Source organism: Zobellella maritima (genome assembly GCF_003075035.1).
In the GTDB taxonomy this organism is placed as follows: domain Bacteria; phylum Pseudomonadota; class Gammaproteobacteria; order Enterobacterales; family Aeromonadaceae; genus Oceanimonas; species Oceanimonas maritima.
This window is the reverse complement of the sequence record NZ_QCZE01000001.1, coordinates 1,937,109-1,953,055: the sequence shown is the minus strand read 5'-3', so window position 1 is coordinate 1,953,055 and position 15,947 is coordinate 1,937,109. Positions and strand designations below refer to the sequence as shown.

13 protein-coding genes are annotated in these 15,947 nt (G+C 61.1%); 10 read left to right on the top strand and 3 right to left on the bottom strand.

Going from position 1 to position 15,947, the window contains the following annotated elements:
• Positions 1-77: 77 nt before the first annotated feature.
• On the bottom strand, positions 78-1,031 hold the full coding sequence (locus DCS96_RS08995; RefSeq protein WP_116473948.1) for a LysR substrate-binding domain-containing protein: 954 nt from the start codon (positions 1,029-1,031) through the stop codon (positions 78-80).
• Between the two features lie 112 nt (positions 1,032-1,143).
• On the opposite strand from DCS96_RS08995, the gene DCS96_RS08990 reads away from it, so the two are divergent.
• Positions 1,144-1,383: a hypothetical protein gene (locus DCS96_RS08990; protein WP_116473947.1), complete on the top strand. Its 240-nt coding sequence runs from the start codon at positions 1,144-1,146 to the stop codon at positions 1,381-1,383.
• Between the two features lie 161 nt (positions 1,384-1,544).
• On the opposite strand, the gene DCS96_RS08985 is transcribed toward DCS96_RS08990, so the two are convergent.
• Positions 1,545-2,027 (bottom strand): thioesterase family protein, encoded by a 483-nt coding sequence (locus DCS96_RS08985; protein ID WP_116473946.1) that lies wholly within the window; start codon positions 2,025-2,027, stop codon positions 1,545-1,547.
• Positions 2,028-2,208: 181 nt separating this feature from the next.
• Here DCS96_RS08985 and DCS96_RS08980 point away from each other — a divergent pair, with 181 nt between their 5' ends.
• The 3 genes from DCS96_RS08980 to DCS96_RS08970 all read left to right on the top strand — a co-directional run bounded on the left by DCS96_RS08980 (position 2,209) and on the right by DCS96_RS08970 (position 5,806).
• On the top strand, positions 2,209-3,165 hold the full coding sequence (locus DCS96_RS08980) for a GlxA family transcriptional regulator (protein ID WP_116473945.1): 957 nt from the start codon (positions 2,209-2,211) through the stop codon (positions 3,163-3,165).
• 300 nt (positions 3,166-3,465) lie between these two features.
• Positions 3,466-4,284: an alpha/beta hydrolase fold domain-containing protein gene (locus tag DCS96_RS08975; RefSeq protein WP_116473944.1), complete on the top strand. Its 819-nt coding sequence runs from the start codon at positions 3,466-3,468 to the stop codon at positions 4,282-4,284.
• A 133-nt stretch (positions 4,285-4,417) separates the two neighbouring features.
• Positions 4,418-5,806: a BCCT family transporter gene (locus tag DCS96_RS08970; protein ID WP_116473943.1), complete on the top strand. Its 1,389-nt coding sequence runs from the start codon at positions 4,418-4,420 to the stop codon at positions 5,804-5,806.
• A 402-nt stretch (positions 5,807-6,208) separates the two neighbouring features.
• On the opposite strand, the gene DCS96_RS08965 is transcribed toward DCS96_RS08970, so the two are convergent.
• Positions 6,209-7,054, bottom strand: a complete 846-nt coding sequence (locus DCS96_RS08965) for a LysR family transcriptional regulator (protein WP_116473942.1) — start codon at positions 7,052-7,054, stop codon at positions 6,209-6,211.
• Positions 7,055-7,186: 132 nt separating this feature from the next.
• Here DCS96_RS08965 and DCS96_RS08960 point away from each other — a divergent pair, with 132 nt between their 5' ends.
• The 6 genes from DCS96_RS08960 (at position 7,187) to DCS96_RS08935 (ending at position 15,925) form a co-directional block, all read left to right on the top strand.
• Entirely contained in the window at positions 7,187-9,721 is a 2,535-nt protein-coding gene (locus tag DCS96_RS08960; RefSeq protein ID WP_116473941.1) for a CoA transferase, read from the top strand.
• Positions 9,722-9,933: 212 nt separating this feature from the next.
• On the top strand, positions 9,934-10,824 hold the full coding sequence (locus tag DCS96_RS08955) for a BKACE family enzyme (protein WP_116473940.1): 891 nt from the start codon (positions 9,934-9,936) through the stop codon (positions 10,822-10,824).
• Positions 10,825-10,955: 131 nt separating this feature from the next.
• The gene (locus DCS96_RS08950; protein ID WP_116473939.1) at positions 10,956-11,924 is read left to right on the top strand and encodes a 3-hydroxyacyl-CoA dehydrogenase NAD-binding domain-containing protein; all 969 of its coding nucleotides are present in this window, start codon (positions 10,956-10,958) and stop codon (positions 11,922-11,924) included.
• Positions 11,925-12,023: 99 nt separating this feature from the next.
• A complete protein-coding gene (locus DCS96_RS08945) occupies positions 12,024-12,785 on the top strand; it encodes an SDR family oxidoreductase (RefSeq protein WP_116473938.1) in 762 nt (253 codons plus the stop codon).
• 401 nt (positions 12,786-13,186) lie between these two features.
• The gene (locus DCS96_RS08940) at positions 13,187-14,845 is read left to right on the top strand and encodes a BCCT family transporter (protein WP_116473937.1); all 1,659 of its coding nucleotides are present in this window, start codon (positions 13,187-13,189) and stop codon (positions 14,843-14,845) included.
• 51 nt (positions 14,846-14,896) lie between these two features.
• On the top strand, positions 14,897-15,925 hold the full coding sequence (locus tag DCS96_RS08935) for a GlxA family transcriptional regulator (RefSeq protein WP_116473936.1): 1,029 nt from the start codon (positions 14,897-14,899) through the stop codon (positions 15,923-15,925).
• Positions 15,926-15,947: the final 22 nt, after the last annotated feature.

The following is a 15,947-nucleotide window of genomic DNA, read 5'->3' as shown; positions in this document are numbered from 1 at the left end:
AAATTTATTAAGTTTATTTTTCTTTTTGATTGTTTTGTTTTATGAATTAATGACAGGCGGCCCTGTAGCGCTGCCTGTCAGGCACCGGGCCGAGAAGCTGGATCCAGCTTGCCGTTCATCGGTCCTGCCGCCACACATTGCTCTATGGTCCACTCGCAGAAGATGTGTGCTTCTTCGCTCAGCAGGTTGTTGCTCGGATGGACCAGATAAAACCCGCGCCGGGTCTGCACCGACGCCGCCATCGGCCGGACCAAAGCACCACTGGCCAGCAGTTCGTCCACCAGGTGACGCCAGCCCAGGGCAATACCCTGGCCGCCCAGTGCCGCCTGGAGCACCGCCGGATAGTTGCTGATGTAGAGATCCTGCCGGCCTGCCGACAACGGCAGGTTCTTGTGGGCCAGCCAGGTGGTCCAGTCCATCCAGTCCCAGTGCTCGGATTCCAGGTGGATCAGGGTTGCGTCCAATAGATCGATGGGGTGCTCCAGCGCGCCCATGGCGGCCAGGTAGGCGGGGCTGCAGACCGGAAAGATTTCCTCGCCCAGCAGGAAACGGGCATTGCAGCCGGGCCAGTGTCCGTCACCGAACTGGATGGCGATATCGGCACCTTCCCTGACCTGGTGGGTATGGTCGTCGGAGGCGTCGACATGAACAATGATGCCAGTATGCGCCATGCGGAACAGCGGCAACTTGGGGATCAGCCACAGGGAAGCGATGGCCAGATCGGCGGATACCGTGACCGTGGAGCCGGATCGCCTGATTTTCAGCTCCGAGGTGGTGGTGGCGAGCAGCTCCAGGGCGGCGGTGACCGCCCGCTGGAACTTGCGCCCGTCTGGGGTGAGCGTGACCGCCTTGTGTGAGCGGTTAAACAGGGCGCAGCCCAGGTTTTCTTCCAGCAGGCGGATTTGCCGGCTGACCGCCGCCTGGGTGACGCAGAGCTCGTCCGCGGCCTGGGTGAAACTCTGGTAACGGGCCGCGGCTTCAAACGCATTCAGGTAGGCCAGCGGCGGCAGGGCCTTGATGATGTTTCTCATGGTGATGTCTCCTTGTGTCCGGCTGTGAACATGGTCGGACCTGAGGGGCGCGATCGCTCTCGCCCTCCTTGCATGACTGCCCGGTTGGCGTCTATTACCTGGCTCAGGCGGGGTGCTGGAGGGCGATACAGCGGTCTACCTGAGGGGGCCAGGGCAGATCCGGCGCGGGGACAACAAGTATATCTGCTCGCCGGCCGATGCGGACCAGTTGAACAACCTGACCGAGGATCCCCGGGAGCTGCGCAACCTGGCGGTCTCGTCGGCGCATGCCGAGATGCTGCAGTCGTTTCGAGACCAGGTGGCCAGCGGCTGGGATCTGAAGCGGCGTTCCCGCTACCCGCTGGTCAAGTAGTAGTAGCCGGCCCCAATTTACCATACCACCTAAGGCCGGTCGCCATGATGCTGCGGAAACCCCGTGGTCGCTGATCACGAGGTGTCGGCCCCGGACCTGGCGACCCTTAACTGAACGGTGTTAGCCTGGTAGCTGGCCGTGGGGCAGGAGGAAGGATTGGCTCAGCCCCGCGGGCGCGTCAGGGCGATGCTACGCCCGGCCAGTGCCGGCCAGTCGCTGCCGGCCTGGCGCTGTTGCAGGGTTGCGACCTTGTCCGCAGTAACGGGCAGCATGGGCGCGGCGCGTTGGGCTGCCATGTCCATGTGCAGTAACAGGGTTTCCATCGCCGCCAGTTCGGTGCCGGTGTCGCCGTGGCGCATGGTAAAAAACACCCGCAGTTTTTTGGCGTCGCTTTCCAGCAGGCGTGCCTCCACCAGCAAGGGCTCGCCCAGGCTCACTTCCTGTAGATAGTGCACCATGCTTTGCAGCGTATAGATAGATACCCTGTGTTCGTTGCGAAAAGCCTCGTTCAGGCCAATCTGCACCATGAATTCATCAATGGCCTGGCTGAACACCAGCACATAGCAGGCGTCGTTCATATGGCCGTTATAATCGATCCACTCGGGCAGCACAGGCCCGTCAAATACCTTGAGTTCAGTTGTCATGCTTGGTCTCTTGTGAGGATTGCGTCAGGGTAGCTTTTGCACAATACTATCCCGGCTTCCCCATAAAGCTTGCCTATATCCGCCTATTATTGGCCTTGCTGGTAAACAAAATGTGGGTGGGGGACACACACTGGTGGCTGACCGGTACCTGAACACAACCCTACAAGGACAGAGTGCACTCATGTTTGGCGATCGCCCCCACAGCTACCCCCAGCGCATCGGCTTTTTGCTGGTGCCCGGCTTCTCGCTGTTCGGCCTGACGGCCATGCTGGATCCCTTGCGCCATGCCAACCGCTTAAGCGACCGGGAGCTTTATCAGTGGCACCTGATATCGGAGCAGGGCGGCCTGGTAGAGAGCAGCGATGGCATTGAAATCAAGAGTCATCAGAGCATCAGAGACGCGAGCAAGTACGAAACGCTTATCGTCTGTGCGGGGGACTTGCCTCACAAGCGGATCACCCCGGGCTTGTTGGGTTTCATCCGCCAACAGGCCAATCTCGGCGTGGATATAGGCAGCCAGGATACGGCCTCCTACATTACCACCAAAGCGGGAATACTGAATGGCTACCGGACCACCATGCACTGGGAAAACCTGGACAGCACCGCCGAGGCGTTTCCCCGGGTTGATTTCGTGCAGGAACTGCTGGTGGTGGATAGGGGGCGCTTCTCGTGCCCCGGCGCCCTGTCCGGGCTCGACATGATGCTATATCTGATCGGCACTCAGCACGGTAACGGCCTGGCGACCATGGTAGCGGACGAGCTGATCTACACCCACAAGCGCGCCCACAGCGATCCTCAGCGCACCTCGCTGCAGCAGCGCCTGGACAGCCGCAATCCGCGGCTGCTGGAGGCCGTACAGTTGATGGAGCTCAATCTCGAGGAGCCGCTGCGCATCGCTGAAATCGCAGCCCAGCTGCAGCTGTCGGAGCGGGAGCTCGAACGGCTGTTCCGTCATTATCTGCAGCAGACCCCCAGTGCCTACTACCGCAACCTGCGTCTGGATCAGGCCCGCTGGATGCTGCAGCAAACCAGCCAGAGCGTGACCGATATCTCCGTTGCCTGCGGCTTTGCCTCCCTGTCTCACTTCACCCGCAGCTACCGGCAGCGCTTCAACAAAAATCCCAGCCGGGAACGCTGATCCGGCATTGCGGTTATCACCTGAAGCCGCCTCTATCTGCCGGTTTTAAAATTCCTTCCCGGGCCTGCTGACGCAAACAGGTATTTCGTATCCATTTGCGACTGCAGGCAAAACCCTTCGTCAATGAGCAAAAAAGATGCGGATCGATATAAAAGCCGATCTCCCGGACGTGTAACTTGTTCGTCATTCTATGGTGTGCTGGAACACCAGGACTCAGGTCGGCAAGCGGCTAAACACCAGGGGACTAAGCAAGACGCAACCCTGGCATGGCCAATGCTCCCGGATACAGGAGATGTCAGTATGGATATTGTCACCTTCGAGCAGCGCTTCCAGCGCGGCTTGGATGCCATGACCGGTATGCGGTTTCCCGCGGCGCGCCGCCACTATGATGCCCTCTGTGCGTCCTTTGCACCACCGCGTCCCGCCGGCATGAAACTGAGCGACGCCCGTATCGAGGGTGTACCGGTTCGCCACTACCGCCCGGCGCACTGTCACCCGGGCTGCGTGCTCTATGTGCATGGTGGCGGTTTCAGCCTGGGCTCGCTGGACAGCCACCAGGGCATTGCCGAAGGCCTGGCCCTGTCCCTAGAGAGGGAAGTGGTCAGCATCGACTACCAGTTGATGCCGGAGGCGCGCTATGCCGATGCCATGGCGGATTGCCGCCGGGTATTCGAGGCCCTGGTCCCTGCAGCACTGGTGGGGGACAGCGCCGGTGCCCGGCTGATCCTCGATGTGATGGTTAGTGTCGAAAAGGTCCCACCCCTGGGGTTGATCTACCCCCTGGTAGGCATGCCGGTACGATCAACACTCGGACCCGATGCCCCGCTGCTCAGCCGAGAGGATGTGCTGGCGGCCTTGGCCCTGATCGAGCAAGACGCCCCGGTTGTCGACGGCCTTCAGCCTCCCGCCAGCGGTGTGGAGGTACTGGCAGTTGGGCGTGATCCCTTGACCGCCCCCCTTGAGCATGCCGTTACCGCCTGGCGTCAAGGGGGCGCGGACGTGGGCTATCACCTGGCCGCCGACATGTTGCACGGCTGCCTGCATGCCCGCGAGTCACTGCCCGTCATGGCAGAGGCCTGGCAGCGGTTTTGCCGGGCACTTGGATCACGCTTGCGCTGACCGGTCCTTGCCATTTTTCATGTTTATTGCCGACGTAAGCATCTAACTAAATCCAATAAGGAGAGCCATTAACGACGAGCGATACCTTTCTGGTTCATTACAGCAATAACGACACATACAAGGAAAGAGACTCATGAAACGGAATTTCAGTACGACCATCGCCACCATAGCGACGATCATCGCTCTTATCGGCTTCGCGGCACTGGCACCCGAACCCTTCCAGGCCCTGCTCAATACCATCAAGGTCAATGTCATCGGCAATCTCGGCTTTATCTTCACCTATCCCGCCTTCGTTGTGTCGGTGGGGTTTGTGCTCCTGATGCTGACGCCGCTCGGACGGTTGCGTTTCGGTGAAGGGGCCCCGGAATTCTCTACCCTGGCCTGGCTGGGGATGCTGTTCGCCACCGGCATGGGCATCGGCCTCGTCACCTGGGGCGTGCTGGAACCGCGCTACCATGTCGAGGCGGGAAGCAGCACCGATCAGGCGCTGCTCTATGCCTTCAACCACTGGGGATTACTGGCCTGGTCCGGGTATTTGGCCATCGGCGTGCTCTTTGCCCACGCCATGTATAACCTGAATATCGCCAAGCCCGCCGAGAGCCTGCTGGGCGGCGGTTTCCTCAGCAAGCTCAACCTGGTCAGCCTGGTGGTCTCGACGGTCATCGGCCTGTCACTGACCTTTTCCTACGCCGCGGAGCCACTTCAGAAGAGCCTGGTGCAATTCGTTGGGATCGACATCAGTCCCACCCTGATCATCGTTGTGCTGACCGGCTTCGCCATCGCTTCCAGTGCCTCCGGTTTGAATCGCGGCATCAAGTGGCTGAGCAACTATAATACCCTGTTCGCCCTTGTCCTTATGTTCAGCGTATTCCTATTGACCAACCCGGGAGAAATACTGTCGACCTTCGGCCGTCTACTTCCCGAATACCTGCTGAGTTACCCGGCCATGGCCACCGACATCGGCCTGGGCGATCCCGAACGCAAGGCCTGGCTTGCCGACTGGCTCTATGCCTTTGAAGCGTCCTGGTATGGCTGGTTCATATTTACCGGAGTGTTCATCGCACGTATCTCCAGGGGGCGTACCCTGCGCCAGCTGGTGCTGGGGGTGATGCTGGTGCCAAGCCTGTTCTCCTGCCTGTGGTTCACCGTATTCGGCCTGGGTGGACTGGAAACGGGCGCCAAGGATGTGTTTGAACTGATGGCCAGTCTCGATCAGTACGGTGTCCTTTCGGCCATACTGGCGCTCAACATACTGCTGTTCTTCGTTACCAGCGCAGACTCCGCCGGGCTGGTCTGTGAAATGCTCACGGTTGAGCGCTCCCGGGCCTTCTGGATCGTCGCCATGGCCTCTCTGGCCATCGTTATCAACTGGCTGGATGGCGACATCTTCAAGGTCATTCTGACACTCATCTCGGTGGCGGCCATTCCGGTTGCCTTCGGCATCTTCGCTATGGGGGCCGCCTTTATCCTGCGTCTCAGGAGAGGTAACCACGATGACTCAGTACTAAACCTGGCTAAATAACCCTTCTCCTTCTGTACTAAATAGCTGTTCCGAGTAGTAGGTTACTCTAGACAGCGACCGGGTATTGCTAAGCAGACCCTCTGCGCCAGGGATGGCGCAGCGGAGCCCTCAGGGACGATTGCGTGGCGTGTCTGCGTGCGCTACCCGGTCGCAATAGCGGTAATAGAAACCGGTATTTAGGAGGTTAGGCCCGAGCGCAGACGCGTGATGAGTCCTTCGGGAGACTCGCCGCGCATCTGATCGCCATGGATGGCGGGGATGCCGGATTGGCAGCGGCACTTTTCGGCCCTGGCGCGGACAGTGCCGCTTATCGGTTCCTGACCTCGGTCTCGAGATGCAGTGGTATTCCCGCAGCTACCGACAGCGCTTCAACAAAAATCCCAGCCGGGAACGCTGATCAGCTCAGCTGCCCAACGCCGCCAGTACTTCGCGCGCCGTATCCAGCAGCGCCCGGTCCGGCGCATCGGCGGCGAATGTCGCGAATATCGGCCGCTTGAACTCGGGGGCGTCGGCCACCTGCACCAGCAGTCCGGATGCGAGCTGCGACGCGACGGTGCGGGCCGGCAGATAGGCCGTGCCGCCGTTTTGTAGCAGCCAGGGCAGCCCCAGATCGGCCTTGCCGCAGGAAAGCAGGCTACTCTGCAGCTGCGGCAGGCGTTCGTTGTGGGCCGCGTTGTAACCCCAGCCCCAGTCCAGATAGAGGTAGCGGTCGACGTGGACCTGCTCGAGGGCACGGGCGTCACTGGATACCATGATCAACTTGTCTTCCAGCACCTGCTCCACCACCAGACCGGAGGTGGTATCGGCGACGAATATCAAGCCGATATCCAGCGTGCCCTGTGCCACCTGGCGCACGATTTCATTCGAGTAGTCCGCCTCCAGATGGAGACCCAGCTCCGGATAGCGAGCACGAATGGCGCTACTCCAGCTCAGCAGCAGATCATTGGCCAATGCGGTATGGGCGCCAAGGCGCAGCCAGCGGGCACGGCTGCTCTTATCGCGGATCTCTAGTTTGGCGCGGATCCAACGTTGGTGCATCACCATGGCATGGCGATAGAAGCTTCGTCCGGCATCGGTCAGTTGCATGCCGCGGGCGTTTCTGACGAACAGTTGCTCGCCGAGCTGTTGTTCGAGCTGCCGGACTCGTGAACTGACCGCGGACTTGGTCAGACACAGCTGTTCGGCACAGAGGCTCAGGCGTTGTACCTCGGCCAGGGTCAGAAAGGTTTTCAGTGCCTGAATATCCATGGTGCGATTCCTTCATCAGCGAGCCTCAGGTGTACAAAATCAATGAACACTTGGTGAGAAATTATCCGATATGCGCCGCTGAATCCATCTCTTAGTATCGAGTTCACCAAGTATTAAGTATGTGAGGTGCGTATGGAAAACTCGAACACTGCAAGCGCTCGTCCCCTTGCCGGGATCCGTGTTGTTGACTTCGGTCAGTACATCGCCGGCCCGGCGGTCGCGATGATGCTCGCCGATCAGGGCGCGGAAGTCATACACATAGATCCGCCCGGTGGGCCGCGCTGGGACAATCCGGCCGATGCCGTGCTCAATCGCGGCAAGCAGCGTATCTGCCTGGACCTTGCCGATGACAGCGACCTGCAGCTGGCCCGGGAGCTAGCCCGCCATGCCGATGTGGTGGTGGAGAACTTCCGACCCGGCGTGATGCAGCGACTGGGGCTGGGTGCGGATGGCTTGCGCGACAACAACCCGGGCCTGGTCTACCTGTCACTGCCCGGATTCTCTGCTCGGGATGTCAATTATGCTGGCGTGCCTGCGTGGGAGGGCGTTATCGCGGCGGCGGTTGGCCAGTTTACCGACATGGGGCTGAACCGCATCCTGATGGGAGTTAATCCTTCCTTCTCACCATTGCCGCTGGCCTCGGCCTATGCTGCTGTACTGGGCGCCACTGCCGTGACCCTGGCGTTGTTCGCCCGGGAAAGCAGCGGTCAGGGCGAGGTTATCGAGGTGCCGATTTCCGCCGCCTTGATGGAAGGGCTGGCCTATAACTCGATGCATATCGACGGTTTGCCCGATCGTTACAAGTCTCCGCGTGAAAAGGAAATTGAACGCCGCCGCGCCTGCGGCGAGCCCTTGAACCTGAGCTACGAGGATCTGCAGGAGTTTCTCGACCCCTTCTACCGTACCTATATCTGCCAGGATGGCCGCCCCTTTTATGCGGTCTGTTCATCCCACAGTCGTCATCCCATTGGCTGCCTGAAGCTGCTGGGATTATGGGAAGAGGTGCAGGCGGCCGGCATTCCCACTCACAGCCCCTACCTCGACCTTGCCGACTGGCCTGATAACACCGACTGCACCCTGCTTTCCTACCCCCTGTCCCGGGCCTGGGCCGGCTTTATTTCCGAGCGGATGAAAGCGGCATTCAAAACCCGCACGGCCAGCGAATGGGAACAGCTGTTCGGCGAGGCGGGCATTCCGGGTTGCGCCCACCGCACCACGCGGGAGTGGCTGCACTCGGACCATGCCCTGCGTTCACGAAGCATTCTGGAAGTCGAGGATCCGGTGCTGGGCACCATGCGCCAGCCGGGCAATATCTGCTGGCTCAAGGGCGATACGGCCGTGATGCGCAAGCAGCCGGCACAACGGCCGAACCGGAACTATGCCCCGATCAGGGCCACGCTGCAGCGATGGCGCGAACGCAGCGACGGGCCTGGTGCCGCATCGCCGGCGGCAGAGACCGGAGGCTGGCTGAATGGGATCCGTATCCTGGATCTGACCAATGTCATTGCCGGCCCGACCATCGCCGGCATCCTGGGGCGCTTCGGTGCCGAGGTGATCAGCATCGATCCGCCACAACCCGCGCTTGATCCCTGGAACAGCACCGTGTTCGGCATGCAGGCCAACCAGGGCAAGTCCAGCCTGCTACTTGATCTCAAATCTCCCGAGGGGCAGGCGGTACTGGATCGGTTGTTGCCGGATATCGACATTATCACCATCAATGCCAGCGATGCGCAGCTAGAGCGCCTCGGGCTGACCGCCGAGCGGCTGCGGCGGGCGAATCCGCAGCTGATCCTGTGCCAGTTCGATGCCTGGGGCGGGCCAGACATCGGCCCACGCAGTAACCACCCGGGGTATGACGATCTGGTACAGGCCAGCACCGGCATCATGTGCCGTTTCGGCGGCGGCATGGATACGCCGGAGGAGCACGCCCATTTCGGCACCATCGATGTGCTCGGTGGCTATTGCGCCGCCCTGGCCATCGGGGTGGCGCTGATAAAACGTGCCCATGGGCATGGCGGCTCGGTGGCCCGCAGCTCACTGGCCGCCGCCGGTCAGCTGATCCAGTTGCCCTTTATGTACGACTACCAGGGGCGGGGCGCCTTTAACGAGCCCAGTGGTCGTGAGGTCAAGGGGGCCCACGCCCTCTATCGTTGCTATCCGGCGTCCGATGGTTGGCTCTTCCTGGCGGTCGACCGGAAGCGCAGGGGCGAGGCTTTCCTGGCCGCATTGGCGCTGGATGATATCGACCTTGATGACAATGATGCGCTCGAGGCGCGATTGGAGGCCTTGTTCCGCACCCAACCGCAAGCTCATTGGCAGCAGTTGCTGGGGGAGGCCGACATCGGGTGTCAGCCGTTGGCGACCATGAGCCGGTGGCGAGAGCGCTCGCTGATGACCAAGGAAGGCGGTATCGATCTGGATGGCCCGGCGAGCGTCGCCTTTATCCGCCATACGGATCATCCCTGCGGCCGCACCGTCGATTTGATTGCGCCGAACGCGATCCGTCCTCGCTACGGCAGGGTGAGCTTGCCCGCACCGATGCGCAAGTACGGCAGCGATACCTGCGACATTCTGACGCAGCTGGGGCTGAGTGAGGATGAGATAGCAGCGCTGCTCGCCAGTGGCGTAGCGGCCACCTCCTGGAGCCAGCACTATCTGCCTGACTGAAGGCGGTGTATTCCAGCTTAATTTGGCGCAAACAGATATTTCTTGTCCATTCGCGACAGTCATTAAAAGTAGTCGAATAAAGTAAAAAATAAATCGGGTATAGGCAAAAAAGTTCCGCTGAGACGCGTAACGTTACTCACACGCAGGAGGTGCCGGGCAGTCCAGGCCCGGCATCCGGCCTAACACAAAACAGACCAGGAGTCAGAATCGCCATGAATCAGGACGTCATTATCACCTGCGCCGTCACCGGCGCCGCCGATACCGCCAACCGCAGCCCGTATGTGCCGGTTACCCCGAAAGAGATTGCCGATGCCGCCATCGAGGCCTGGAACGCCGGCGCCGCCATCGCCCATATGCATGTGCGTGACCCGGAAACCAAGCAGTGCTCCCGGCGCCTGGATCTGTATGCCGAGGTCTGCGAGCGGCTGCGCGCCGCCGACTGCGATGTCATCATCAACCTGACCGCCGGCATGGGGGGCGACCTCTATATCGGCCCCGAGGAAAACCCCACCGCCTTCTGCCCGGAAACCGATCTGGTCGGTGGCCTAGAGCGACTAGTGCATATCGAGGAGCTCAAGCCCGAGATCTGTACCCTGGATTGCGGCTCGGTCAACTTCGGTGACAGCAACCTGGTGTATATCTCGACCCCGGACATGCTGCGCAAGGCTGCGGCCCGCATCCAGCAGCTGGATGTGACCGTCGAGCTGGAAATCTTCGATACCGGCAACCTCTGGTTTGCGCTGCAGATGATGAAAGAGGGGCTGCTCGACGACAACGCCATGTTCCAGATCTGCCAGGGCATTCCCTGGGGCACCCCGCCCGAGCTGAGCTTGCTCAAGGGCATGGTCGACATGCTGCCGGCCAACACCAACTGGACCGCCTTTGCGTTGGGCCGCAATCAGCTGCCCTGGGCGGCCCAGTCGGCCCTGCTCGGCGGCCATATCCGGGTCGGCCTGGAAGACAACCTGTACCTGGGCAAGGGCCAGTTCGCCACCAACGGTCAGCTGGTGGAACGCGCCGTCAATATCGTTGAAAACATGGGCTCACGGGTGCTCAGCCCCTCTGAGGCCCGCCAGAAGCTGCGTCTGCGTGGCACCCAGTAACATTTAACACCCAACATTAACCGGGCCGCCGGTACGGAAAGGACGACCAGCAATGGCGACCGACCCCTTGGCGGCACTCGGTAGTGGCTGTGGCAACGGACAGCACTCAATTTTATTTGGAGCAAATGAAGATGAATCGACCCCTACCAACTGAGGTGACCAAGGCCGGCGTACTCGGCACCGGCGTAATCGGCGGTGCCTGGGCGCTGCATTTCCTGAGAATGGGCATGGACGTGGTGGCCTACGACCCGGGCCCCAATGCGCGTGAGAAGCTGCTGGCGATGGTGGACCATATCTGGCCGACCATGGAGAAGCTGGGCCTGCGCGAGGGCGCGAGCCCCAGCCGGCTGCGCTTTGCCGACAGCCTGGAAGAACTGGTCAACAGCGTGGAGGTGATCCAGGAAAGCACACCGGAGAACCTCAACGCCAAGCGCGGCCTGTTTGCCGAGCTCGACAGGCTGGCCCCGCCCGAAGTGGTGATTATCTCCAGTACCTCGGGCTTTGCCATGACCGACATGGCCGTCGAGGTGCAGCAGCAGGCTGATCGCTTTGTGGTCGGCCATCCGTTTAACCCGCCCTACCTGGTACCCTTCTGCGAGGTTTGTGGCGGCGAGCGCACCAGCCAGGAAGTGGTCGACTGGACGGCGGCCTTCTACGAGGCGATCGAGAAGCAGGTCGCCAAGATGGACAAGGAGCTGCCGGGCTTTATCGGCAACCGACTGCAGGAAGCCCTGTGGCGCGAGGCACTGCATATGGTGGCCAACAACGAGTGCTCGGTCGAAGATATCGACAAGGCCATTGCCTACGGGCCGGGGTTGCGCTGGGCCATCATGGGCCACTGCCTGACCTATCACCTGGGCGGCGGCCAGGGCGGCATGGCACACCTGCTGGATCACTTCGAGGAATCGCTGAAGGAACCCTGGACCCGTCTGGAGGCCCCCGAACTGACCCAACAACTGAAAGACGATATGGTGGCCGGCTGCCTGAGCCAGGCCAATGGCGCCTCGATCAACGAGCTGATCCAGGAGCGTGACGACTGCCTGATCCGCATCATGCAGACCCTCAAGGAGTACCGCGACGAAAAGGGGATTCGCCGCTAGTAGCGTATCCAGGGGGCGTCGTGCCGGTGTGCGGCGCCGTCGGGATGCCTGACACGGAATGATGTCAGTGGGTCGTGTTTATCAGGGAGGAGTTAAACCATGCAACAACGAGTAATGATCACCGCCGCCGGAGCCGGCATCGGTCGTGCCATCGCCCGGGCCTTCATTCAGGCCGGCGCCCGGGTCCATGTCTGTGATATAGACCTGGGCGCACTGGAAGCCTTGGCCAGGGAGTTACCGCAACTGAGCTACAGCCTGACCGATGTTGGCGACGAGGCACAGGTCGAGCAGTTTTTCCGCGACGGCCTGGAGCAGCTCGGTGGCATTGATGTGCTGGTGAACAACGCCGGTATCGGCGGGCCGGCGGGCCGGCTGGAGACCCTGGACAGCGATGCCTGGCAGCAAACCATTCAGCTTAACCTGAACTCGACCTTCTATTGCTGTAAGCAGGCCCTGCCGTTGATGAGGGCACAGTGCAGCGGGGCCATTATCAACCTGTCGTCCACTGCCGGGATCATGGGCTACCCGCTGCGCACCCCCTATGCCGCCGCCAAATGGGCCGTGACCGGGCTGACCAAGTCCCTGGCCATCGAATGCGGTAGTGACAACATCCGGGTGAATGCCATTTGTCCGGGACCGGTATCCGGCGTGCGGATGGACCGGGTGATCCGTAATGAAGCATCGGCACGCGGCCTGAGTGAAGAGGAGGTGCGCCGCAGCTATGTCAGCCAGTGCTCGCTGAAAACCTTTATCGACCCCGAGGATATTGCCGCCATGGCCGTGTTCCTCGGCTCGGCGGTAGGCAGCAGGATCTCGGGCCAGGTTATCAGTGTGGATGGCGACACCCATACCCTGGCCTGAACGACAAAGATAATTGAGGTTTCACTCACTGGAACAGCAGCGCGGCTGCTACGCCTGGAGACTGTACATCGCAGGTGTCGGTCATTCCGGCCTTGTAATCCGCAAAAACGGGCATGCCCGTGTCGCGGCAAGACGTATAAGCGACGCATGCGGTGAAAGGGCATGCTCGACCAAGGATAACATTTGGACAGGGACCCTATCGCCGGCCGCTCCCGGAGGGTGCCAAGGCCCGAATCGCATCGGGCAGGGCGATAATCAGGGGATACGAATTTCATACATGTGCAGTGGGGCAGGGTTTAGGCTCCATTGCAGCCTGTTCCACATTTTCAGGAGGCGACTTATCTACCCAGTAATACCAGAAATACAAGGACCCGTATTATGGCTTATCGGAGACAAATAGAATGTCTATAGAACAACATTCAAATAGTGGCAGCACCGTTTTCAAAGCGGATCTGCTAGCACCAAGCGGCCTGTTCAAGGGCATGCACAAGGGCATGACGGTGGCATCGGCCACCCTGGTACTCGCCTTCGTGCTGTTCACAGGCCTCAATGCGGAACTGGCCAGCACCATCTTCGGTGCCGCCCGCAGCTGGATCGAAACCACTTTTGGCTGGTACTACCTGGTGACGGTGGTGTTCCTGATCGTCACCTGTTGCTACATCGTGTTCAGCCGCCATGGCAGCACCCGCCTGGGTGATGACGACACCCGCCCCGAGTTCAGCAACTTTGCCTGGTTCTCCATGCTGTTTTCCGCCGGTATCGGTATTGGCATCCTGTTTTTCGGGGTCGCCGAGCCCATCTTCTACCTGGATAACAGCGGTGCCTTCGGCTACCCCAACAACCCCTACGCCGATATGGCCGGCGCCACCGCCATCGGCCATGACCGTGCCGTCGATGCCCTGCGTGTCACCTTCTTCCACTGGGGCTTTCACGGCTGGGCCGTCTATGTGATTGTCGGCCTGTCGCTGGCCTATTTCGCCTACCGCAAGAAGCTGCCGCTGGCGCTGCGCTCGGCCCTCTATCCCTTTATCGGTGATCGTATCTACGGCCCCATCGGTCATGTGGTGGACATGCTTGGCGTACTGGGCTGCGTGTTCGGCGTCGCCACCTCCCTGGGGCTCGGTGTCAGCCAGATGTCGGTGGGCCTGGAGCGGCTGATCGGGGTGGATCCGGGTATCAATACCCAGCTGGTGCTGATTGCCGTGATTTCGGTGATTTCCATCCTGTCGGCGGTGTCGGGGGTGCAGCGCGGTATTAAGTTCATCTCCGAGTGGAACATCATTATCTCGGTGCTGGTTATCGCTTTCTTCCTGTTCGGCGGCCCGACCACCTGGTTGCTGAGCATCTTTGCCGAGTCGCTGGGTGATTACCTGGTCAATTTCGTACAGATGGGGCTATGGTTCCCGGAAGAGGAAGGCCCCGCCAGCTGGCAGAATGGCTGGACCGTGTTCTACTGGGGCTGGTGGCTGGCCTGGGCTCCCTTTGTCGGCCTGTTTATTGCCCGCATTTCAAAGGGCCGCACCCTGCGTGAGTTCGTGCTCGGCGTGCTGCTGGTTCCGACCCTGGTTATCTTTGTCTGGCTGGGCATCTTCGGCGGCACCGCGCTGTGGCAGGAGCTGTTCGCCGCGGGCGGTCCGGGCAGCGCCGGCTTGATCGACCTGGTCAAGGCCTGGAACCTGCCGGCCGCCCTGTTTGCCAGCTCCGACGGCATCGCCGGCACCGGCACCCTGGGCTGGATTATCTCGGCCATGATGGTGTTTCTGCTGATGAGCTGGTTTGTGACCTCGTCGGATTCCAGCACCCTGGTGCTGACCACCATACTGTCGCTGGGCAACGACGAGCCGCCGCAGATCTTCCGCGTCTTCTGGGGAGTGGTGATCGGCCTGGTGGCAGCTGTGCTGTTGCTGGCCGGTGGCCTCAGCGCCTTGCAGACGGCCCTGATGGCCGCGGCCCTGCCACTGAGCCTGGTGATCCTGGCCATGACCTTCGGGGTACTGAAGTCCCTGTGGCTGGAGTCGGGTCTGATCGGCGCCTCGCGTCCGGTGGCTCAGAACGACTGACATCATCCGGGCCTGTGTTGTACGCGGCGCAGGCCCGCCCGGGAAAGACATATGCACACATCCTCACTCATCCGGACCGCGGTGGCCACGGGCCCCGCGCCCGTATCACCCATACTCCACCCCGACGATGACGGCGTGATCACCGTTTCCTTTTTGTTGCTGCCGGAATATGCCATGGTGTCGCTGCTGTCGGCGATAGAGCCGTTGCGCATCGCCAACCGCCTGGCGGGACGGCCGCTGTATCGCTGGCAGTGCCTGAGCGAACAGGGCCAGCCGGTGATGGCCAGCAATCAGATGGCGCTGCAACAGCACCTTGATATGTACGCGGTTGACCCGCCGCGCAACCTGTTCGTCAATGCCAGCTTCCATCCCGAACGCCACAGGAGCCTTGCGTTTGTCGACTGGCTGCGCCGACTGAACCGGCGCGGCAGCCTGCTGGGGGCGCTGGATACCGGCTGTTACCTGCTTGCCCGGGCCGGGTTGCTGAAGGGGCAGAGGGTGACCCTGCACTGGGAGGCGGCACCGGCATTCCAGGAAACCTACCCTGATATCCTGATAAGCCCGGAGCTGTTCGAAATCGGCCGCAACCGTATCACCTGCGCCGGCGGCACCGCCGCCACCGACATGATGTTGCACTTGATCCAACAGCATGCGGGCACTGCGTTGGCGCTGCAGATTTGCGATCAGTGCATCAAGAACGGCATACGCCCGCCCTCGGACCGGCAGCGTATCGGGCTGCCGCGACGGCTCAATATCCATCATCCGCGCCTGATCCGGGTTCTGAGCCTGATGGAGCAACACATAGAAATACCGCTAACCCCGGCAGAGCTGGCCAACAGCGCCTTTATCTCGCTGCGCCAGCTGGAGCGCCTGTGTCAGCGTTTCCTCGATGCATCGCCATCGGCCTATTACCTCAAGTTGCGCCTCGAGCGGGCCCGGCAGTTGCTGCAGGAGACCGATCTGAGTGTCTGTGAGGTGGGGACCGCCTGCGGTTTTGGCTCGGCATCCGGCTTTTGCCGCAGTTACCGGCGTCATTTCAATATGACGCCCGGCGAGCAGCGGCGCCGGAGCGCCGCCTGATTAGTTGGGGAGGGAAAGCGTC